This is a genomic window from Streptomyces sp. NPDC002671 (genome assembly GCF_053592475.1).
Genome location: NZ_JBSFVU010000013.1, coordinates 34,162 through 54,667 on the forward strand (window position 1 = coordinate 34,162; position 20,506 = coordinate 54,667).

16 protein-coding genes are annotated in these 20,506 nt (G+C 70.8%); 11 read left to right on the forward strand and 5 right to left on the reverse strand.

Annotated elements, in window-relative coordinates; all coding sequences use genetic code 11:
* Nucleotides 1–43 precede the first annotated feature (43 nt).
* Both argG and ACWD35_RS21170 read right to left on the reverse strand, forming a co-directional pair.
* Nucleotides 44–1,498, reverse strand: a complete 1,455-nt coding sequence (gene argG, locus ACWD35_RS21165) for an argininosuccinate synthase (RefSeq protein ID WP_451352838.1) — start codon at nucleotides 1,496–1,498, stop codon at nucleotides 44–46.
* A gap of 67 nt (nucleotides 1,499–1,565) precedes the next feature.
* On the reverse strand, nucleotides 1,566–2,468 hold the full coding sequence (locus tag ACWD35_RS21170; protein ID WP_451352839.1) for a LysR family transcriptional regulator: 903 nt from the start codon (nucleotides 2,466–2,468) through the stop codon (nucleotides 1,566–1,568).
* Between the two features lie 82 nt (nucleotides 2,469–2,550).
* Between ACWD35_RS21170 and ACWD35_RS21175 the strand changes: the two genes are divergently transcribed.
* Together ACWD35_RS21175 and ACWD35_RS21180 are read left to right on the forward strand one after the other, a co-directional pair.
* Complete coding sequence (locus ACWD35_RS21175) at nucleotides 2,551–3,567, forward strand: EamA family transporter (protein WP_451352840.1); 1,017 nt, start codon at nucleotides 2,551–2,553, stop codon at nucleotides 3,565–3,567.
* Nucleotides 3,458–4,099, forward strand: a complete 642-nt coding sequence (locus tag ACWD35_RS21180; RefSeq protein WP_451352841.1) for an NAD(P)-dependent oxidoreductase — start codon at nucleotides 3,458–3,460, stop codon at nucleotides 4,097–4,099. Before ACWD35_RS21175 ends, ACWD35_RS21180 begins: the two co-directional genes overlap by 110 nt.
* Before the next feature lie 22 nt (nucleotides 4,100–4,121).
* Here ACWD35_RS21180 and ACWD35_RS21185 read toward each other — a convergent pair whose 3' ends face one another.
* Complete coding sequence (locus ACWD35_RS21185; RefSeq protein ID WP_451352842.1) at nucleotides 4,122–5,534, reverse strand: aminotransferase-like domain-containing protein; 1,413 nt, start codon at nucleotides 5,532–5,534, stop codon at nucleotides 4,122–4,124.
* Between ACWD35_RS21185 and ACWD35_RS21190 the strand changes: the two genes are divergently transcribed.
* Both ACWD35_RS21190 and ACWD35_RS21195 read left to right on the forward strand, forming a co-directional pair.
* On the forward strand, nucleotides 5,533–6,858 hold the full coding sequence (locus ACWD35_RS21190) for an MFS transporter (RefSeq protein ID WP_451352843.1): 1,326 nt from the start codon (nucleotides 5,533–5,535) through the stop codon (nucleotides 6,856–6,858). The genes ACWD35_RS21185 and ACWD35_RS21190 overlap by 2 nt on opposite strands.
* 188 nt (nucleotides 6,859–7,046) lie before the next feature.
* On the forward strand, nucleotides 7,047–11,096 hold the full coding sequence (locus tag ACWD35_RS21195) for a molybdopterin-dependent oxidoreductase (RefSeq protein WP_451352989.1): 4,050 nt from the start codon (nucleotides 7,047–7,049) through the stop codon (nucleotides 11,094–11,096).
* Nucleotides 11,097–11,123: 27 nt separating this feature from the next.
* Here ACWD35_RS21195 and ACWD35_RS21200 read toward each other — a convergent pair whose 3' ends face one another.
* Nucleotides 11,124–11,609: an SRPBCC family protein gene (locus tag ACWD35_RS21200; protein ID WP_451352844.1), complete on the reverse strand. Its 486-nt coding sequence runs from the start codon at nucleotides 11,607–11,609 to the stop codon at nucleotides 11,124–11,126.
* 78 nt (nucleotides 11,610–11,687) lie between these two features.
* Nucleotides 11,688–12,302, reverse strand: a complete 615-nt coding sequence (locus tag ACWD35_RS21205; RefSeq protein WP_451352845.1) for a hypothetical protein — start codon at nucleotides 12,300–12,302, stop codon at nucleotides 11,688–11,690.
* A 269-nt stretch (nucleotides 12,303–12,571) separates the two neighbouring features.
* On the opposite strand from ACWD35_RS21205, the gene hemL reads away from it, so the two are divergent.
* The 7 genes from hemL (at nucleotide 12,572) to ccsB (ending at nucleotide 20,353) form a co-directional block, all read left to right on the forward strand.
* Complete coding sequence (gene hemL / locus ACWD35_RS21210) at nucleotides 12,572–13,888, forward strand: glutamate-1-semialdehyde 2,1-aminomutase (RefSeq protein WP_451352846.1); 1,317 nt, start codon at nucleotides 12,572–12,574, stop codon at nucleotides 13,886–13,888.
* A gap of 38 nt (nucleotides 13,889–13,926) precedes the next feature.
* Nucleotides 13,927–14,574 carry a histidine phosphatase family protein gene (locus ACWD35_RS21215; protein WP_451352990.1) on the forward strand — a complete coding sequence of 216 codons (648 nt, stop codon included), beginning with the start codon at nucleotides 13,927–13,929 and terminating at the stop codon, nucleotides 14,572–14,574.
* A 168-nt stretch (nucleotides 14,575–14,742) separates the two neighbouring features.
* The gene (locus ACWD35_RS21220) at nucleotides 14,743–16,065 is read left to right on the forward strand and encodes a hypothetical protein (protein WP_451352847.1); all 1,323 of its coding nucleotides are present in this window, start codon (nucleotides 14,743–14,745) and stop codon (nucleotides 16,063–16,065) included.
* Between the two features lie 91 nt (nucleotides 16,066–16,156).
* A complete protein-coding gene (locus tag ACWD35_RS21225; protein ID WP_451352848.1) occupies nucleotides 16,157–16,747 on the forward strand; it encodes a TlpA family protein disulfide reductase in 591 nt (196 codons plus the stop codon).
* A gap of 1 nt (nucleotide 16,748) precedes the next feature.
* Entirely contained in the window at nucleotides 16,749–17,519 is a 771-nt protein-coding gene (locus ACWD35_RS21230) for a cytochrome c biogenesis CcdA family protein (RefSeq protein WP_451352849.1), read from the forward strand.
* Nucleotides 17,520–17,522: 3 nt separating this feature from the next.
* Nucleotides 17,523–19,271 carry a cytochrome c biogenesis protein ResB gene (resB, locus tag ACWD35_RS21235; protein ID WP_451352850.1) on the forward strand — a complete coding sequence of 583 codons (1,749 nt, stop codon included), beginning with the start codon at nucleotides 17,523–17,525 and terminating at the stop codon, nucleotides 19,269–19,271.
* Nucleotides 19,268–20,353, forward strand: coding sequence for a c-type cytochrome biogenesis protein CcsB (ccsB, locus tag ACWD35_RS21240; RefSeq protein WP_451352851.1), 1,086 nt, complete (start codon nucleotides 19,268–19,270; stop codon nucleotides 20,351–20,353). The genes resB and ccsB overlap by 4 nt, the downstream gene beginning before the upstream one ends.
* Nucleotides 20,354–20,506: the final 153 nt, after the last annotated feature.

The following is a 20,506-nucleotide window of genomic DNA, read 5'->3' on the forward strand; positions in this document are numbered from 1 at the left end:
CCCTGGCATCGGCCACCCATTGTCCCCGACGCCAGGGCGGAGGTCAGTCCGTGCCGGACTCCATCGCGGCGCGGTCCAGGATCTCCTCCTCCTCGGAGACCTCGCCGCGGGAGGCGATGGCCTCGGCACCGCCCTCCGGCATCTCCTGCATGGTGCCGATCAGGCCGGTCGCCGCCGCCTGGTCGGCGCCGATGACGGGGCTGCCGGTGCCGATCAGGCCGAGCCCGGCGTACTGCTCCAGCTTGGCGCGGGAGTCGGCGATGTCGAGGTTGCGCATGGTGAGCTGGCCGATCCGGTCCGCCGGGCCGAAGGCCGAGTCCGCGGTGCGCTCCATCGACAGCTTGTCCGGGTGGTAGCTGAACGCGGGGCCCGTGGTGTCGAGGATCGAGTAGTCCTCGCCGCGCCGCAGCCGCAGCGTCACCTCGCCGGTGACGGCCGCGCCGACCCAGCGCTGGAGCGACTCGCGCACCATCAGCGCCTGTGGGTCCAGCCAGCGGCCCTCGTACATCAGCCGGCCGAGGCGCCGTCCCTCGTTGTGGTACTGGGCGAGGGTGTCCTCGTTGTGGATCGCGTTGACCAGCCGCTCGTACGCCGCGTGCAGCAGGGCCATGCCCGGGGCCTCGTAGATGCCGCGGCTCTTGGCCTCGATGATCCGGTTCTCGATCTGGTCCGACATGCCCATGCCGTGCCGGCCGCCGATGGCGTTCGCCTCCATCACCAGATCGACGGGGGAGCCGAACTCCTTGCCGTTGACCGTCACCGGGCGGCCCTGCTCGAAGCCGATCGTCACGTCCTCGGGGAGGATCTCGACCTCAGGGTCCCAGAACCGTACGCCCATGATCGGCTCGACGGTCTCGATGCCGTTGTCCAGGTGCTCCAGGGTCTTGGCCTCGTGCGTGGCGCCCCAGATGTTGGCATCGGTGGAGTACGCCTTCTCGGTGCTGTCGCGGTACGGCAGGCCGTGCGCGAGCAGCCACTCGGACATCTCCTTGCGCCCGCCCAGCTCGGTCACGAAGTCCGCGTCCAGCCACGGCTTGTAGATCCGCAGGTGCGGGTTGGCGAGCAGGCCGTAGCGGTAGAACCGCTCGATGTCGTTGCCCTTGAAGGTCGAGCCGTCGCCCCAGATCTGGACGCCGTCCTCCAGCATCGCCCGGACCAGCAGCGTGCCGGTGACGGCACGGCCCAGCGGCGTGGTGTTGAAGTACGTCCGCCCGCCCGAGCGGATGTGGAAGGCGCCGCAGGCGAGCGCGGCCAGGCCCTCCTCGACCAGCGCCGCCCGGCAGTCGACCAGGCGCGCGATCTCGGCGCCGTAGGTCTTCGCGCGGCCGGGCACGGAGGCGATGTCGGGCTCGTCGTACTGGCCGATGTCGGCGGTGTACGTGCACGGGACGGCGCCCTTGTCACGCATCCACGCGACCGCGACGGACGTGTCGAGACCGCCCGAGAAGGCGATGCCGACGCGCTCGCCGGCGGGGAGGGAGGTGAGGACCTTGGACATGGGAAGAGTATGCGCCTTAATGCATGACCATGCAAAGCCTGCTGCGTGTGGGTCGCGACACGGTGGGTCAGGACGCCGTTGACGCCGGTCCGGCCACGCCGAGGACGTCGAGCATCGCGCGGGTGGCCGGGCTCGGGTTGAACCGGCTCCACGCCAGGTACTCCACGCGATGCGGCCCGTCCACCACCGGGACCAGCGCCAGCCCGGGGTCCTCGGCGGCCAGCGGGCGGATGAACGCCGAGGGCAGCAGCGCGATGCCGAGCCCGCGCGCGATCAGCCGGGTGATCAGCTCGACGACCCCGGCCTCGTACGCCACGTCGCGCACCAGGCCCGCGGCGGCGAACGCCCGGTCGGACTGGGCCCGGGCGGGCGTCCCGGCCACGAAGTCCACGAACGTCTCCTCGGCGATGTCCGCCAGGGTGACCGGGGAGGCGCCCGCCAGCCGGTGCCCGGCCGCCACCGCCAGCACATGCTCGTCGCGAGCGAGGACGACGGTCTCCACGCCGGACGGCCGCTCGCCCTCCGGCAGGCCGAGGAAGGCGATGTCCAGCTCGCCGTCCCGGACCGCCGCCGCCAGTTCGTCGCTGCGCCCGGAGCGCAGGCCGACGCGCACGTCCGGATGCCGGGCGCGGTACCGCTGCAACAGCTCGGGCACGTCCACCGCCGCCGTCGTCACGATCACGCCGACGCGGAGCCGGCCGCGTACGACACCGGTCGCGGCGGCAGCGTCGGCGACCGCGCGGTCGGCTGCGGCCAGGCACTCGCGCGCGCCGACGAGGAACGCCGCTCCGGCGCTGGTCAGCTCCACCCGGCGGCTGGACCGGGCGAACAGGGTGACCCCCAGCTCCCGTTCCAGGGCGGCGATCCGGTGACTGAGGGAGGACTGCACGACGAAACAGCGTTCCGCGGCACGGGTGAAGTTGCGGGTTTCGGCGACGGCGACGACGTACCGCATCTGCTGGAGATCCACGGGGATCGATCGTTGTCGTTCATGGCTGCCATGACAACCATGTGTTGGACTCATGATGGTGGCGCTGCCGAGACTTCATGACATGCCTCGCATGCCTTCCCCGTCCGCGCAGCGGGCGGCAGACGTCGCCCTGACCGCGCTCGGTCCCGCCTCCTGGGGCACCACGTACGTCGTCACCACCCGGCTGCTGCCGCCCGGGCACCCGATGTTCGCCGGGCTGATGCGTGCCCTGCCCGCCGGGCTGATCGCGCTGGCGATCACCCGTGTGCTCCCGCGCGGGGACTGGTGGCGGAAGGCCGCGGTCCTCGGCGTGCTCAACATCGGCGGGATGCCCCTGCTGTTCCTGGCGGCCGAACGCCTCCCCGGCGGTGTCGCCGCCACCCTCAGCGCCGCCCAGCCGCTGCTGATCGCCGGGCTGGCCACCGTGCTGCTCCACGAGCGGCCGACGGCCTGGCGGCTGGCCTGGGGTGTGCTCGGCGTGGTCGGCGTCGGACTCGTCGTGCTGGGGCCACAGGCCCGGCTGGACGCCGTCGGCGTGCTCGCCGGCCTCGGGCATACGGCGATCATGGCCGGCGGGGTCGTCCTCACCAAGCGCTGGGGCCGCCCCGCGGGGGTCGGTCCGCTGACCCTGACCGGCTGGCAGCTGACGGCCGGCGGCCTGCTGATGCTGCCGCTCACTTTCGCGATCGAGGGGGTGCCGCAGCGGATCGACGCCGCGGCGGCGGGCGGCTACCTGTGGCTCGGCAGCATGGCCGGGCTGATCGCGTACACGCTCTGGTTCCGCGGCATCGGCAGGCTGCCGGTCGGCGCGTCCGCAGCGCTGGTGCTGCTGTCTCCGCTGGTCGCGACCGTCATAGGCCTTGCGCTGGGCGAGTCCCTGAGTCTGCTCCAGACCCTCGGCTTCGTCCTCGCCCTGGCCGCGCTGCTCGCGGCCCAGCTCAACCCTCCGCAGCTCAACCTTCCGAGGAGCAAGAACGATGAAGACAGGCATGACGATCGCCGTGCTCGGCGCCACCGGGATGGTCGGCAGCAGGGTGATCACCGAGTCCCGGGCCCGGGGACACCGGGTGCTGGCCCTGTCCCGCAAGCCCGCGAGTGAGGACCCGGACGTGACGCCGGTCGCGCTCGACGCGAACGACGCGGACGCCGTACGCGAGGCGCTGGCCGGATCCGCCGCGGACGCTGTGGTGCTCGCCGTGCGGACCGTGCCGGCCGACCAGGAGTTCCTGGTCGGCACCACCCGTACGGTGCTGGACCTCGCCGCACGGCTCGGGATGCGGGTCCTCGTGGTCGGCGGCGCCGGTGCGCTGCGCAGCCCCGGTGACCGGGAACTGCTGGTCGCCGACAACCCGGCCCACGTGCCGGCGGAGTTCCAGGCCGTCGCCGCCGCCGGGATCGCCCAACTGCGGGCCTGCCAGGCCCATTCGGCCGCCGACTGGGTCTACCTGAGCCCGCCGGCCCTGCTCGAACCCGGTGACCGTACCGGCCACTACCGGCGCGGCACGGACACGTTGCTCACCGGTGCCGACGGCCGGTCATGGATCAGCGCGGAGGACCTTGCCGTCGCCGTGCTCGATGAGCTCGAAGTCCCCGGTCCCGAGCGGCACATCACGGTGGTTCACGACGGCTGAATCCGAGGCGGGTCGCCGCGCCTCATGCCGTTGTGTACGCCCTCGCCGCCTCGGCGAGGCGGCGGACGCCCTCGGTGAGGTCGGCGGGGTCCGCGGAGGCCGCGAAGCCGAGTCTCAGGTAGGTGCCCGGTGGCTCGGCGGGGAAGTAGCGGGCGCCCGGGTTGACCGCCACGCCGTGCGCCCGTGCCACGTCTGCGACGGCGGAGTCCTCCAGGCCGGGCGGGAGCCGGACCCACAGATGCAGGCCGCCCGTGGGGACCCGGGTCGGCGTCCAGTCGGGCAGCTCGCGCGCCAGGGCCCCGGCCAGCACCGCACAACGTTCCCTCAACTGCGTGGAGAGGGAGCGCAGATGCCGGTCCCACGGCGGCGTGCTCACCAACTCCACCGCGGCCTCCTGCAGGGGCCTGGCGACGAAGAAGTCGTCGACCCGGCGCATCCCCTGCAGCCTGCGCATCACCGGTCCGCGGGCGATCACCGCCCCGATGCGCAGGCTCGGCGAGGCCGGCTTGGTCAGCGAGGTCAGGTGGACCACCGTGCCGTCGCGGTCGTCCGCGACCAGCGGACGCGGCACCGGACCGCCGTGGCCGAGATGGCGGGCGAAGTCGTCCTCGACGAGGAACGCCCCGGCGGCCCGGGCCACGTCCACGACCTGGCGGCGTCGCACCGGCGCGAGCACGGCGCCGGTCGGATTGTGGAAGGTGGGCTGGCAGTACAGCAGCCGGGCCCCGGTCACGGCGAAGGCGTCGGCGAGCAGGTCGGGGCGGATGCCGTCGTCGTCCATCGGTACGGCCACCGGGCGCAGCCCCGCCGCGCGGGCGGCGGCCAGCGCGCCCGGGTACGTCGGCGACTCCATCAGCACCGGGCTGCCCGGCGCGGCCAGCGCCCGGAACACCATCGACAGCGCGCCCTGGCCGCCGCCGGTGACCAGAACGTCCTCCGGGCCGACCCCGCCGCCCGCCGCCCGCGCGAAGATCGCGCGCAGCGGTGCGAGGCCTGCGGCGGGTGCCCGGTCCCAGGCGTCGGGGCGACGGGCCGCACGGGCCAGTGCCGCGGTCAACGCCCTTTCGGGGCGCAGTGATTGGTGCAGATAGCCGCCCGCCATGGCGATCGCCCCGGCGGGCAGCGGATCAGACAGGCCGTCCGCGGCGCCCGGGTCGAAGTCACGACCCGCGAGTGCCACCGCCTGCCAGGAGGTGTCCGGAGCGTCGGCGGCCGTGCGCGCGCGGCGCGGGGCGACGTAGGTGCCGCTGCCCGGACGGGTCACCACCTCGCCCTCGGCGGCCAGTTGGGCGAACGCCCTCGACACGGTCACCGGGCTGACGCCGTGACGTCCCGTCAACTCCCGGCTGCTGGGCAGCCGGTCGCCGGGCGAGAGCCGGGCGATCTCCTGGCGGAGGATCTCCACCAGTGCACCAGTACTGCTACTGTCAGACATGAGACATGAGAGTAACGCTTCTCACCCTGCTGGAGAATCGCTCCTCGACACGGCCGAAGCGGAGACGGATGCCGCGGCACCGCCGGAGAGCCTGTGGCGCAACGGCGACTTCCTCAAGTTCTGGCTGGGAGAGACCGTTTCGCTGCTCGGCACCCAGGTGACGACCCTCGCCCTGCCCCTCACCGCCATCCGCGCGTTCGGGGCGAGCGACGAGCAGGTGGGACTGCTGCGGTTCCTGCAACTCGCCCCCTACTTCGGCCTCGCCCTGATCTTCGGGGTGTGGGTGGACCGGGTCCGCCGGCGCAGGGTCATGCTCGCCGCGAACCTCGTCCGGCTGGTCCTGCTGGCGCTCGTCCCCGCCCTGTACTGGGCGGACGCCCTCGACCTGGTCACCCTGACGGTCATCGCGTGCGCCGTCGGTGTCGCGTCGGTGCTGTTCGACGTGAGCTGGATGTCGTACGTGCCCACTCTGGTCCGCGACCCCGCCAACTACGTCGAGGCGAGCGCGAAGATGGGCGTCAGCTCCTCCGCGGCCGATGTGGCGGGGCCCGGGCTCGCGGGTGTGCTGGTGTCGGCGCTGACCGCACCGGTGGCGCTGATCGTGGACGCCTTCTCGTATCTGGTGTCCGTGGTCTCCCTGCTGCTCATCCGAACGCCCGAGCCGCGTCCGGAGCAGGGTGCGCGACGGCATGTCTGGCGGGAGCTGCGGGACGGCCTCGACTGGGTCATGAAGGACAGGATCCTGCGGGCCCTGGCGCTCGTCGGGTTCTGCTGCAACTTCTCCATGATCACCGTGTGGACGATGTTCCTGCTCCACGGCACCCGCGACCTGCATCTCTCCTCGTCGGCGCTCGGCGGTATCTTCGCCACGGCCTCCGTGGGCGGCCTGATAGGCGCGCTGATGTCCGGACGGGTCATCAGGCGGTTCCGGCTCGGACGCGTCTACCTGGTGGCCCAGTCGGCCCTGCTGCTCGGCCCGAGCCTGATCGCCGCCGCCACCGGGCCCCGGCCGGTGGTGATCGCGATGTGCGTCGCGTCCTTCTTCGTCACGTACCTCGGCCTCGGCGTCGCCAACGTCATCATCGTCAGCCTCCGGCAGACGAGCACTCCCGCGTCGATGATGGGCCGGATGACGGCGGCCTTCCGCACCCTGCTGTTCGGCGGCGGCGCCCTCGGCGGCCTGACCGCCGGCCTCCTGACCGGCGAACTCGGCGGCCAGGGCGCCCTGACCATCGCGGCGATCGGCTCCGCCACCGTGGCAATCGGCCTCCTCACGTCCCCGGTCATCAGACTGACAGCTCTGCCGTCACCGGTGCACCGGTGACCGACGCCCCGGAGGCTTCCACCCTCAGGGGCTGAGACGCTCATGTAATGAGCGGTTCTTACGGTCGCGTAGTGAGAACATGCCCAGCACAGGGGGGAAGGGGGGCGCCCGTGGCCGCGCCTGGCTCGCGGAGTGACGGCACGACGAGGGTGCGGACGGTCTGCTCGTACTGCGGGGTCGGCTGCGGCATGGTCCTCGACATCGAAAGAGGGCCGGACGGGCGGCGTACGGTCCTGAAGGCGTCGGGGGACAAGGAGCACCCGGCGAACTACGGCCGGCTGTGCACCAAGGGCGCGACCACCGCGGACCTGCTCGCCGCGCCCGGGCGGCTGACCACCGCGCTGGTCCGGCAGGACCGCGGCGAGGAGCCGCGGCCCGCGCCCGTGGCGGACGCCGTCGCCGAGACCGCCCGCCGTCTGCGCGCGATCGTCGACGAGCACGGCCCTGACGCGGTCGCCCTCTACGTCTCCGGGCAGCTGAGCCTGGAGGCGCAGTACCTGGCCAACAAGCTGGCAAAAGGTTTCATCCGCACCAACCAGATCGAGTCCAACTCCCGGCTGTGCATGGCCGGCGCCGGCACCGGCTACAAGCTCTCGCTGGGCGCGGACGGGCCGCCCGGCTCGTACGAGGACCTCGACAAGGCCGACCTGTTCTTCGTCATCGGCTCCAACATGGCCGACTGCCACCCCATCCTCTACCTGCGGATGATGGACCGGGTGAAGGCGGCCGGTGCCAATCTGATCGTCGTCGACCCGCGGCGCACCGCCACCGCGGCCAAGGCCGACCTGTTCCTGCAGATCAAGCCGGGCACGGACCTCGCCCTGCTCAACGGGCTGCTGCACCTGCTGCACGAGAACGGCCGCACCGACCCCGAGTTCATCGCCGCGCACACCGAGGGCTGGGAGGCGATGCCCGGCTTCCTCGCCGACTACCCGCCCGCCACCGTCGCCGGGATCACCGGCATCCCGGAGGGCGACATACGCGAGGCCGCCCGGCTGATCGGCGAGGCGGGGGAGTGGACGAGCTGCTGGACGATGGGCCTGAACCAGTCCACGCACGGCACCTGGAACACCAACGCGCTGGTCAACCTGCACCTCGCCACCGGCGCGATCTGCCGCCCCGGCAGCGGGCCCTTCTCCCTCACCGGCCAGCCCAACGCCATGGGCGGCCGGGAGATGGGCTACATGGGGCCGGGACTGCCCGGGCAGCGCTCCGTCCTCGTCGACGCCGACCGGGCCTTCGTCGAGGAGCTGTGGGAGCTGGAGCCCGGCGCCGTGCGCGCCGACGGCGTCGGCAAGGGCACGGTCGAGATGTTCCAGAGGATGGCCGGAGGGGAAATCAAGGCCTGCTGGATCATCTGCACCAACCCGGTCGCCTCCGTCGCGAACCGCAAGACGGTCATCGAGGCCCTGGAGGCCGCCGAGTTCGTCGTCACGCAGGACGTGTTCGCCGACACGGAGACGAACGCGTACGCCGATGTCGTCCTGCCCGGCGCCCTGTGGACCGAGGCCGAGGGCGTCATGGTCAACAGCGAGCGCAACCTCACCCTCGCCCAGCCCGCCGCCGATCCGCCCGGCGAGGCGATGGCCGACTGGCGGATCATCGCCGACGTGGCCCGCGCGATGGGGTACGAGCAGGGCTTCGCGTACGACAGCGCCGAGGAGGTCTTCGAGGAGATCAGACGCGCCTGGAACCCGGTGACCGGCTGGGACCTGCGCGGGGTGAGCTACGAGCGGCTGCGGGAGACGCCCGTGCAGTGGCCCGCGGCGAGCGCGGACGGTCCCGACCGCAACCCCGTCCGGTACGTCGGCGAGGACGGCTCGCTCACCTTCCCGACCGGCAGCGGCCGGGCGGTCTTCTACCCCCGCCCGCACATCCCGGCGGCCGAACTCCCCGACGACGACTATCCGTTCGTGCTCAACACCGGCCGCCTCCAGCACCAGTGGCACACGCTGACCAAGACGGCCAGGGTGGCCAAGCTGAACAAGCTCAACCCCGGTCCCTTCGTGGAGGTGCACCCGCAGGACGCGGCCGAACTGGGCCTCACCGAGGGGGACTCGGTGGAGGTCGCCTCGCGGCGCGGGCGTGCCGTGCTGCCCGCGGTCGTCACCGACCGGGTGCGGCCGGGCTGCTGTTTCGCGCCGTTCCACTGGAACGACCTGTTCGGCGAGTACCTGAGCGTCAACGCGGTGACCAGCGACGCCGTCGACCCGCTGTCCTTCCAGCCCGAGTTCAAGGTGTGCGCGGTCTCGCTGACCAAGGTGTGCACTGCGGTGACGGTGCGGGACCCGGCGCCGCTGGGCGCACGGGCCACGGCACAGGCGCCCGCGGCTGCATTCCCACAGCCTGCGGCGTCTCCGCCGACGCCCGCTCCTTCTCCCTTTGGTCTGGAACCCGTGCCGCCGCCGGCCCTGTCCGACCACGAACACCGGTACCTGACCGGCTTCCTGACCGGCATCGTGCTGGGCTTCCCGGGCGTACCGGTGCTGCCGCCGCACGCCCCGGTCAGCCCGGAGAACGCCCTGTGGGTGAACGGCGTACTGGCCGGGATGTACTCCAGGACCGAGCCGCCGCCGTCCACGACATACGCGCCCGGCGGCTCCCCTCGCCCGTCCACAAAGACCCCCCGCCGCCAGGTCGTGATCCTCTGGGCGTCGCAGACCGGCAACGCCGAGGAGTTCGCGACCGCCACGGCGGACCGGCTCACCACCGACGGCCACTCCGCCTCCCTCCTGCCCATGGACGAGGCGGACCCCGCCGCGCTGCCCACCGACGCCGACCTGCTGCTGATCACCAGCACCTTCGGCGACGGCGAAGCCCCGGACAACGGTGCCGCGCTCTGGGACGCCCTCGCCGCGCCCGACGCCCCGCGCCTGGAGGGCAGGCGCTACGCCGTCCTGGCCTTCGGCGACTCCTCCTACGACGACTTCTGCGGCCACGGCCGCCGTCTCGACCGCCGCATGGAGGAGCTGGCCGCGACACGGCTTGCCCCGCGCACCGACTGCGAGCCGGACTACGAGACGGAGGCGGAGGCCTGGCTGGACCAGGTGCTGATCGCCCTGAAGGGTCCCGACCAGACGCCTGCCGCCCCTTCGCCTCCCCGTCCGCCCCGCCCCGTGCCCGCCTCCGTCACCGCCCGCCTGGCCGGCAACCGCCTGCTGAGCCTGCCCGGAGCGGGCAAGGAGGTCCGGCGCTTCACCTTCGACACGCGTGACAGCGACACCCCGCTGGTCCACGAGGCCGGCGACGCCCTGTCGGTGCGCCCGGTCAACTGGCCGGAACTCGTCACGGAGTGGCTGGCCGTGACCGGCCTGGACGCGGAGGCGACCGTCCGGGTCAAGAACGCCGGGGAGGTGCCCTTCGCCGAAGCCCTGCTGCGCCACCTGGACATCACCCGCATCAGCCACGACCTGCTGCGCTTCGCCGCCGACCGCGCCCGCGACCCGCGCGAGCTGCGCAACCTCCTGCGGCCGGACAACAAGGGCCGGCTGGCGCAGTGGTCCTGGGGCCGGCAGGCCGTGGACGTGATCACCGAGTCCGGCGTCCGGGCGGCCCCACAGGAGTGGGCCGACGTACTGGGCCGCCTGCAGCCACGCCAGTACTCCATATCCTCAAGCCCTTTGACGGACCCCCACCTGGTGTCGCTGACCGTCTCGGTCGTCCGCTACGAGAACGTCCGGGGCCGCCCCCGCCAGGGCGTGTGCTCCCCCTTCCTCGCCGACGCCGAGCCCGGCACCCCGGTGCCGGTCCGCGTCCACCGGACTCCGCACTTCCGCCCGCCCGCCGATCCCGCCACACCGGCGGTGATGGTGGGCCCCGGCACGGGCATAGCGCCTTTCATGGGCTTCCTGGAGGACCGCCGGGCCCGCGGCCACCGAGCCCCCAACTGGCTGTTCTTCGGCGAACAGCACCGCGCGACCGACTTCTACTACGAGGAGGAACTGGCCGCCTTCCTCGCCGACGGCACACTCACCCGCCTGGACACCGCCTTCTCCCGCGACCAGCGCGCCAAGGTCTACGTCCAGGACCGCATGCGCGAACACGGCGCCCTGCTCTGGTCCTGGCTCCAGGACGGCGCCCACTTCTACGTCTGCGGCGACGCCTCCCGCATGGCCAAGGACGTCGACCGGACCCTACGCGAGATAGCCACCGTCCACGGCGGCCTGGACGAGCCGGAGGCGACGTCGTACGTCAAACAACTCGCGGCGGACAGGCGCTACGTACGCGACGTGTACTGACGCGGGCCACGCGTGAGAGCCGTCGGCTCAGGCCACCTTGTGCTCCTCCTCCAACGCCTCCTTCAGCCGCCGGAGGGTGACCTTCATGGCCTCTCTGTTGTGGGTGACCCGGTCGCGGACGCCGGTCACCAGCTGTCCGACGAAGCGCATCAGCAAGCCTCGTTGGTCGATCCAGGTCTCGGTGACCTTGGTCGCTCCGCCGGAACCGATCGGCTCGAAGCCGTAGGACCAGAGGGAGACGCGCAGGCCGGCCGCGCGTACCTGGAAGGTGAACCGCTCGCCGGGATCCGCCGTCACGACGGTGCAGCTGGTCGACCAGGGACGCTGCCGGGCGGAGACGTTGTGCCCGGTGAACCGCGTCCCGGGGCGGATCCGCGCCTGGCCCTCGTCCTTCACATCGGCTCCGGTGCACTCGGGGCTCCAGCGGCCCATGTCGGCCACGTTGGTGACCGCTTCGTACACCACGTCCGGCGAGACCCCGATCACCGTGCTCTCGGACACTTCCCGGTTCAACGGCCAGCTCCTCGAAGTCGAATTGGCTAGACGAGGGCGGGGTCCTGAGACCTCGCCCGCACACCACGAAACACCAGCTCAGGGCCACACAAGGCAATAAGGCTGATGCCCCGCCTCATGCAGCCGATGCGAGAAGTCCTGCCACTCGTGCAGCAACTGGTACACGTTGAACGCGTCCCGCGGACCCCCGCGGTCCGGGACCGTCGACCAGATGAAGGCTGCCGCGCCGACCGCCTCCTCGCCGATGCCGCGGAGGGGATCGACGACCGTCATGGGGAGTTTGACGACCGCGTAGTCGGGGTGCAGGACGACCAGTTCGAGGGGCGGGACCTTGTGCAGGGGGACGCCCTCGATGCCGGTGAGGACCATCGCCGCCATCGTCTCAGGCTTGATCTTGGTGAACATGCCGTTCATGCCCAGCTCGTCGCCGCCGAGTTCCTCGGGGCGCATCGAGATGGGGACGCGGGCCGCGGTCGCGCCGTCCGGCGCGCCGAAGTATTTGTACGTCACCCCCACCCGACCACCATTCCTGCTCCCCGCCCGGGGGCCGTCGTACCGCTCGGACTCGTCCGGGACACCCTGTGACTGCCGTGCTTCGGCTGTTTCCTCCGCGTCGCGCCGGTGCCTTCCCCGCCGGGCTCGTCGAGGACCCAGATCATCAGTCCCCTCGCCCAGTCCGCCACCGCGATGCATATCTCCACCCGACTGCTTTTCTAGGACGCGCGGCCCCCGCCACGCAACCTGATCATCGTGTCAGTGACCTCCCCCACGGTCGCCCGCCGAAACGTGCGGTGAAACATGTAAGGGCAGTGTGTAGCCCGTCCAGTCTCGCAGATGGTTCACGGAGGGCACGGTTTCGATCTTGAGGTCGGCCGCGGGCGGGACCGGGCGCGGCCTACCCTGAGGGGGTCACTACGCAACCGGAGTCCGAGAAGTCGGAGAAGTCGCACGTCATGAGTGCCATGAGCGAAACGCCCTATCCCTACGACGCGCCCGCCTCACAGGCGCTCTTCGACCGTGCTGCCGTCGTCACGCCCGGCGGTGTGAACTCGCCGGTGCGCGCATTCCGGGCCGTGGGCGGCACGCCCCGGTTCATGGCGTCCGGCAAGGGGCCGTATCTGACCGACGCCGACGGGCGCGAGTACGTCGACCTCGTGTGTTCCTGGGGGCCCATGATCCTCGGGCACTCCCACCCCGAGGTCATCGCCGCCGTCCAGGAGGCCGTCGCCCGCGGTACCTCCTTCGGTACGCCCGGTGAGGGCGAGGTCGCGCTCGCCGAGGAGATCGTCGCCCGCGTGGCGCCCGTCGAGCAGGTGCGGCTCGTCAGCAGCGGGACCGAGGCGACCATGTCGGCCATCCGGCTCGCCCGCGGGTTCACCCAGCGGGCCAAGGTGATCAAGTTCGCCGGGTGCTACCACGGGCATGTGGACTCGCTCCTCGCCGCCGCCGGCAGCGGGGTCGCCACGTTCGCGCTGCCCGACACGCCCGGCGTCACCGGCGCCCAGGCCGGCGACACGATCGTGCTGCCGTACAACGACCTCGAGTCCGTGCACGAGGCCTTCCACCGGCACCCGGGCGAGATCGCCTGCGTGATCACCGAGGCCTCGCCCGGCAACATGGGCGTCGTGCCGCCGGACCCCGGCTTCAACCAGGGGCTCAAGGACGCCTGCCGGAAGAACGGCGCCCTCTTCATCTCCGACGAGGTCATGACCGGCTTCCGGACCAGCAGGAGTGGCTGGTTCGGGGTTGACGGGGTCGTCCCCGATCTCATGACCTTCGGGAAGGTCATGGGTGGCGGGTTCCCCGCCGCCGCCTTCGGGGGACGGGCTGATGTGATGGCTCATCTTGCGCCCGCCGGGCCCGTGTACCAGGCCGGCACCCTCTCCGGGAACCCCGTCGCCACCGCCGCCGGGCTCGCCCAGCTGCGGCTCCTCGACGACGCCGCCTACGACAAGGTCAACGCCGTCTCCGCGCAGATCCAGGCTCTCGTCACCGAGGCGCTCAACAAGGAAGGCGTCGCCCACCGGCTGCAGAGCGCCTCCAACATGTTCTCCGTGTTCTTCACCGACCGGCAGGTGCGGAACTACGAGGACGCCAAGCGGCAGGAGTCCTTCCGCTTCACCGCGTTCTTCCACTCCCTCCTGGCGAACGGCGTCTACCTGCCGCCGTCCTCCTTCGAGTCCTGGTTCGTGTCCACGGCCCATGACGAGCGGGCCATCCAGAAGATCGCCGACGCCCTTCCGGCGGCGGCCCGAGCCGCCGCGGAGGCGACCGCGTGAGCATCAGCAGCGACAAGGACATCACCGTCGTCCACCTCATGCGGCACGGCGAGGTCGAGAACCCGACCGGGGTCCTGTACGGCCGGCTGCCCGGCTACCACCTGTCCGAGCTGGGACGGGAGATGGCCGACCGGGTCGCCGAGCACCTCGCCTCGCGGGACGTCACCTATGTCGTCGCCTCCCCGCTGGAGCGGGCCCAGGAGACCGCCACCCCGATCGCCAAGGCGCACGGGCTGGACCTGGACACCGACGAGCGGCTCATCGAGGCCGACAACGTCTTCCAGGGCAAGATGTTCGGGGTCGGCGACGGCGCGCTGCGCAGGCCGGAGAACTGGAAGCACCTGGTCAACCCGTTCAGGCCGTCCTGGGGCGAGCCGTACGTCGACCAGGTCGTCCGGATGATGGGCGCGCTGAACGCGGCCAAGGACCAGGCGCGCGGGCACGAGGCGGTGCTCGTCAGCCACCAGCTGCCGATCTGGATCGTACGGTCGTACGTCGAGCGGCGGCGGCTGTGGCACGACCCGCGCAAGCGGCAGTGCACGCTCGCCTCACTGACGACGTTCACGTACCAGGGCGACAGGATAGTGTCCGTCGGCTACAGCGAGCCCGCCATCGACCTCGTGCCGGCCCATCTCCGCGCCGGCGTCAAGCCGGTGAAGGGGAAGAGCAAGGCCTTCGGGGCGTAGGTCCGTCAGTCCCTGGGCTGACCGGCGCTTCTGACGGTTCGTTTGGAATGACTTAGGGGCTTTTTGCCGGATCCGTTGCTAAAAACATAAGTATTCGCGGAACCTCCCCGTTCGTCGCGGCCTCTGAGTGGGTGACCAATCAGTAGGCGTGACGAACGGGGATCTTCCATGCGCACCAGCTCCCGAACCCTCTCCCGGCGGGGAATACTCGGCCTCGGCGCGGGAGCGGCGGCAGCCGCCGGGCTCGCCGGGTGCGGAAGTCTCAACTCGTCTGACGGCGGCGGGCACCCGTCCGGTTCCGGGAACGGTGATGGGGACGGCGGTGGCGGGAAGAACGGTGGGCGTCCCGCGCGCCTCATCGGCGACGGCTCCACCTCCTTCACGGGCAGGCAGCCGCACCAGCCCGCCAAGCCCGAGCCGCTGGAGCCGGGGCAGACCCCGCCGCAGTTCGTGATCTTCTCCTGGGACGGCGCCGGCGAGGTCGGCAACGGCCTCTTCCCGCGCTTCCTGGACCTCGCCAAGGAGCACGGCGCGAGCATGACCTTCTTCCTCTCGGGGCTGTATCTGCTGCCCGAGTCGAAGAAGCGGATGTACGAGCCGCCGAACAACTCGCGCGGCGCCTCCGCCATCGGCTACCTCGCCGACGACCACATCAAGTCGACGCTCGCCAACGTCCGCCGGGCCTGGCTGGAGGGTCACGAGATCGGCACCCACTTCAACGGGCACTTCTGCGGCGAGACCCACGGCTCGGTGAAGTGGTGGACCCCGCAGCAGTGGCAGAGCGAGATCCGGCAGGCCAAGGCGTTCGTGCAGGAGTGGAAGACCAACACCGGCTGGCACGACCTGCCCGCGCTCCCCTTCGACTACGACAAGGAGCTGGCCGGCGGCCGTACGCCCTGTCTGCTCGGCCAGAACAACCTGCTGCCCACCGCCCGCGCGCTGGGCTGGCGCTACGACGCCTCCTCGCCGGGCGGGCGCCAGGTGTGGCCGGTGCAGCGGATGGGGATCTGGGACCTGCCCCTGCAGCAGGTCCCGTTCCCCGGGCGCTCCTTCGAGGTCCTCTCGATGGACTACAACATGCTCGCCAACCAGTCGGTCAACTCCACCAAGGCGCCCGCCTACAACTACCCGGGCTGGCGCAAGCAGTCGGCGCAGGCATACATATCCGGATTCCAGCGGGCATACGAGACGAATCGGGCGCCGTTCTTCATCGGCAACCACTTCGAGCAGTGGAACGGCGGGATCTACATGGACTCCGTCGAGGAGGCCTTCAAGCACATCGCACGGGAGAAGGAGAAGGGGGCGGACGTGCGGCTCGTCTCCTTCAAGCAGTTCGTGGACTGGATGGACGTCCAGAAGCCGGAGGTGCTGGCGAAGCTGCGCACGCTGGACGTCGGGCAGCGGCCCGTCGGCGGGTGGCAGGGCTTCCTCGCGAACGCGAAGTCGGACACCAAGTCGGGCGCCGGGTCGACCTCTTCCGACGGTGCCTGAAATGTCCCGTGTAAATACCTCCTGATATGCGGGTTTCCGCCCGGCAGGGGGGCGCGCGAACGGCCCGGAGGCGACATGCGAAACTTTTCACATGAGTACCCGTAGCCGCGCCGTCCTGCTCGGCGCCGTGGCCGCCCTGGCGGCCCTGACCCTGTCCGCGTGCGGGAAGGGCGGTATCTCCGGAGGCGGCGGTAACACCAACTTCGTCACCGGCAGAAACGGCATCGCCACCGCCCCGCAGGGCAAGCGCGACGCGGCGCCGGACCTGTCCGGCAAGACCATCGACGGCAGCACCGTGGACGTCGCCGACTACAAGGGCAAGGTCGTCGTCATCAACGTCTGGGGCTCGTGGTGCGGGCCGTGCCGCGAGGAGGCGAAGTACTTCTCCCAGGTCTCCCGGGACTACAAGGACAAGGGTGTCCAGTTCGTCGGCATCAACACGCGGGACACCAGCACCACCCCCGCGGTCGCCTTCGAGAAGGAGCACGGGATCACCTATCCGAGCCTGTACGACCCGACGGGCCGGCTGATGCTCCGCTTCAAGAAGGGCACGCTCAACCCGCAGCTGGTCCCTTCCACGATCGTCATCGACCGGAACGGGAAGCTGGCCGCGCGGGCGCTGGAGCCCCTCGACGACACGGCCCTGCTGAAGATGCTCAAGCCGGTCGTCGCGGAGAAGTGACGTGAGCGGACTTCTCACGCTCGCCGCCGTGGGCCCGAACGAGACCGTCCTCAACGGTGCCCTGCTCGTCGCCCTGCCGGTCGCCCTGCTCGGCGGGCTCGTCTCCTTCTTCTCGCCCTGCGTCCTGCCGCTCGTCCCCGGCTACCTCTCCTACGTCACCGGGGTCGCCGGCACCGACCTGGCCGAGGCCAAGCGGGGGCGGATGGTCGCCGGTGCCTCCCTGTTCGTGCTGGGCTTCAGCGCCGTGTTCGTCTCCGGCGGGGCGCTGTTCGGGTACTTCGGCTGGACCCTGCAGGAGCACAAGGACGTCCTGTCGAGGATCCTCGGCGTCCTCATGATCCTCATGGGCGTGTTCTTCATGGGGCTCATGCCCTGGTTCACCCAGCGCGAGTTCCGCTTCCACAAGCGTCCGGCGACCGGCCTGGTGGGTGCCCCGATACTCGGCGCCCTGTTCGGCATCGGCTGGACGCCCTGCCTCGGCCCGACCCTCGCGGCGGTCAACTCCCTCTCCATCCAGCAGTCGAGCGCAGGGCGCGGCGCCCTGCTGATGGTGGCCTACTGCGTCGGCCTCGGCGTGCCCTTCGTCCTCGCCGCCGTCGCCTTCCGCAAGGCACTCGGCGCGTTCGGCTGGGTCAAGCGCCACTATGTCTGGGTGATGCGCATCGGCGGCACGATGATGATCGTGACCGGTGTGCTGCTGCTGACCGGTGCCTGGGATGGGCTGGTGCAGGAGATGCAGACCTGGTCCAACGGCTTCACTGTGGGGATCTGATCGATGAGCAATACGACGACCGACAAGGCCCCGGCCACCGACACCGACCAGGCCCAGGGAACCGAGGCGGCTTCGGCCGCGGCCGAGGACCAGGACCTGGGGGCGGCCGGCTCGCAGCTGTCCACCGCCCCGCGGGATGAGCTCGCCTCCGTGCCCGGCATGGGCGTCATCGGCTGGGCCCGCTGGTTCTGGCGGCAGCTGACCTCCATGCGGGTCGCGCTGCTGCTGCTCCTGATGCTCTCGCTCGGCGCGATCCCCGGCTCGCTGATCCCGCAGTCCGGCGCCGACATCACCAAGGTCGACGACTTCCGCAAGGCGCACACCACGCTCGCGCCGATCTACGACAAGCTCGGCCTGTTCCACGTCTACAGCTCGGTGTGGTTCTCCGCGATCTACATCCTGCTGTTCGTCTCCCTCATCGGCTGCATCGTCCCGCGCACCTGGCAGTTCGTCGGCCAGCTGCGCGGCCGTCCGCCGGGCGCGCCCAAGCGGCTGAACCGGCTGCCCGCCTACACCACCTGGCGCACCACCGCCGCCCCGGAAGAGGTCCGCGAGGCGGCGCTCGGCCTGCTGAAGAAGCGCCGCTTCCGCGCCCACCTCGCCGGTGACGCCGTCGCCGCCGAGAAGGGGTACGCGCGCGAGGTCGGCAACCTGGTCTTCCACATCGCGCTGATCGTGCTGCTCGTCGCCTTCGCCTGGGGGCAGCTGTACAAGTCGGACGGCACCAAGCTGATGGTGGAGGGCGACGGCTTCTCCAACGCGCTGCCCATGTACGACGACTTCAAGTCCGGCAGCATGTTCCAGAACGACGACCTGGTGCCGTACAGCTTCGACCTGAAGGACTTCCGCGCCACCTACGAGGTCAACGGCCCCAACCGGGGCACCGCGCGCACCTTCACGGCGAGGATCAAGTACAGCGAGGGTGCGTACGGCAAGGAGAAGACGACCACCGTCAGGGTCAACGAGCCGCTGAAGATCGGCGACGCCAAGGTCTACCTCGTCAGCCACGGCTACGCCCCCGTCATCACCGTCCGCGACGGCAAGGGCAAGGTCGTCTTCCACGACGCCGTGCCGCTGCTGCCGCTCGACGGGAACATGTCGTCCAACGGCGTGGTGAAGGTGATGGACGGCTACCGCGACCCCCAGGGCCGCAAGGAGCAGCTCGGCTTCCAGGCGTTCTTCGTGCCGACGTTCAACCCGCAGGCCGGCACGATGCTGTCGCAGTTCCCGGCGCTGGTGAACCCGCTGCTGGCGGTCAACGCCTACCACGGCGACCTCGGCGTCGACGCCGGCCCGCAGAGCGTGTACCAGCTCGACAAGACCCACATGAAGGCCTACAAGGACGCCAAGGGCCAGCTGCTGAAGAAGCTGCTGCGGCCGGGCGACACCCTGAAGCTGCCGAACGGCGCCGGGTCCATCACCCTCGAGAAGGACATCAAGGAGTGGGCCGGCTTCGAGATGGTCCAGGAGCCGGGCAGCGCCTGGGCGCTCGGCGGTGCCACCGCCGCGATCTTCGGCCTGGCCGGCTCCCTGTTCATCCAGCGCCGCCGCGTCTGGGTGCGGGCGGTGCAGGGTCCCGACGGCGTCACGGTCGTCGAGATGGCCGGGCTCGGCCGCAGCGAGTCCGCCAAGGTGCCCGAGGAACTGGGCGACCTCGCCGGAGTTCTCTACGACCAGGCGCCGGGGGCCCCCGACGCCGACGACGACACCCCCGAATCCCACGTCGTACCTGCCGAAGGGGCTGAGAAGTGACTCTCGCCGCCGCGACCAACGAACACCTGGCGAACATCAGCAACACGCTGATCTACTCGTCGATGGCCGTCTACACCCTGGCCTTCTTCGCCCACATCATCGAGTGGCTGCTCGGCAGCCGCAGCAAGGTGGCCCGTACGGCCGCCGCGCTGACCGCCGACACCGCGCAGCAGAAGGCGAGCGGGCCCGCCGTCACCGTCAAGCAGGCCGGGGGCACGGCCGTGCTGGAGCGGCCGAAGGTGGTCGTGCGCTCCACCTCCGGCGCCCGCGACGTGCCGGACGGGCCGGGCGCGCACGGCGGGGATGCGCAGGGCGACCTCTACGGCCGGATCGCGGTCTCCCTCACCGTGGTCGCCTTCCTCGTGGAGCTGGCCGGTGTCATCACCCGCGCGGCCTCCGTGGAGCGGGCGCCGTGGGGCAACATGTACGAGTTCAACATCACCTTCTCCACGGTGGCCATGGGCGTGTACCTCGGGCTACTGGCGCTGAAGAAGAACGTCCGCTGGCTCGGCCTGTTCCTGGTCACGGCGGTCCTGCTCGACCTGGGCCTCGCGGTCACCGTCCTCTACACGGCCAGTGACCAGCTGGTGCCCGCCCTGCACTCGTACTGGCTGTACATCCACGTCTCCACCGCGATCTTCTGCGGCGCGGTGTTCTACGTCGGCGCGGTCACCACGATCCTGTACCTGTTCAAGGACTCGTACGAGAACAAGCTCCAGACCGGCGGCAAGCCGGGCGCCTTCGCGACCTCGGTCCTGGAGCGCCTCCCCGCCTCGGCGTCCCTGGACAAGTTCGCGTACCGGGTGAACGCGGCCGTCTTCCCCCTGTGGACCTTCACGATCATCGCGGGCGCGATCTGGGCGGGCGACGCCTGGGGCCGCTACTGGAACTGGGACCCCAAGGAGACCTGGTCCTTCATCACCTGGGTCGCCTACGCCTGTTACCTGCATGCCCGCGCCACGGCCGGCTGGAAGGGCCGCAAGGCCGCCTACCTGGCGATGCTCGCCTTCGGCTGCTGGCTGTTCAACTACTACGGCGTGAACATCTTCGTCAGCGGCAAGCACTCGTACGCGGGCGTGTGATTCGCCCGGATACCAACTTGCCTACGGCCGAGGCCGGTTCCCATGACGTGAGTCGCGGGAACCGGCCTCGGCCGTTCCTGACAGGCGCTGTTCCCCGATATGCCGTCGGTTGCTCCGAGTTGGGTGAGTATTCTGCAAAGAATCGGCAAAGCC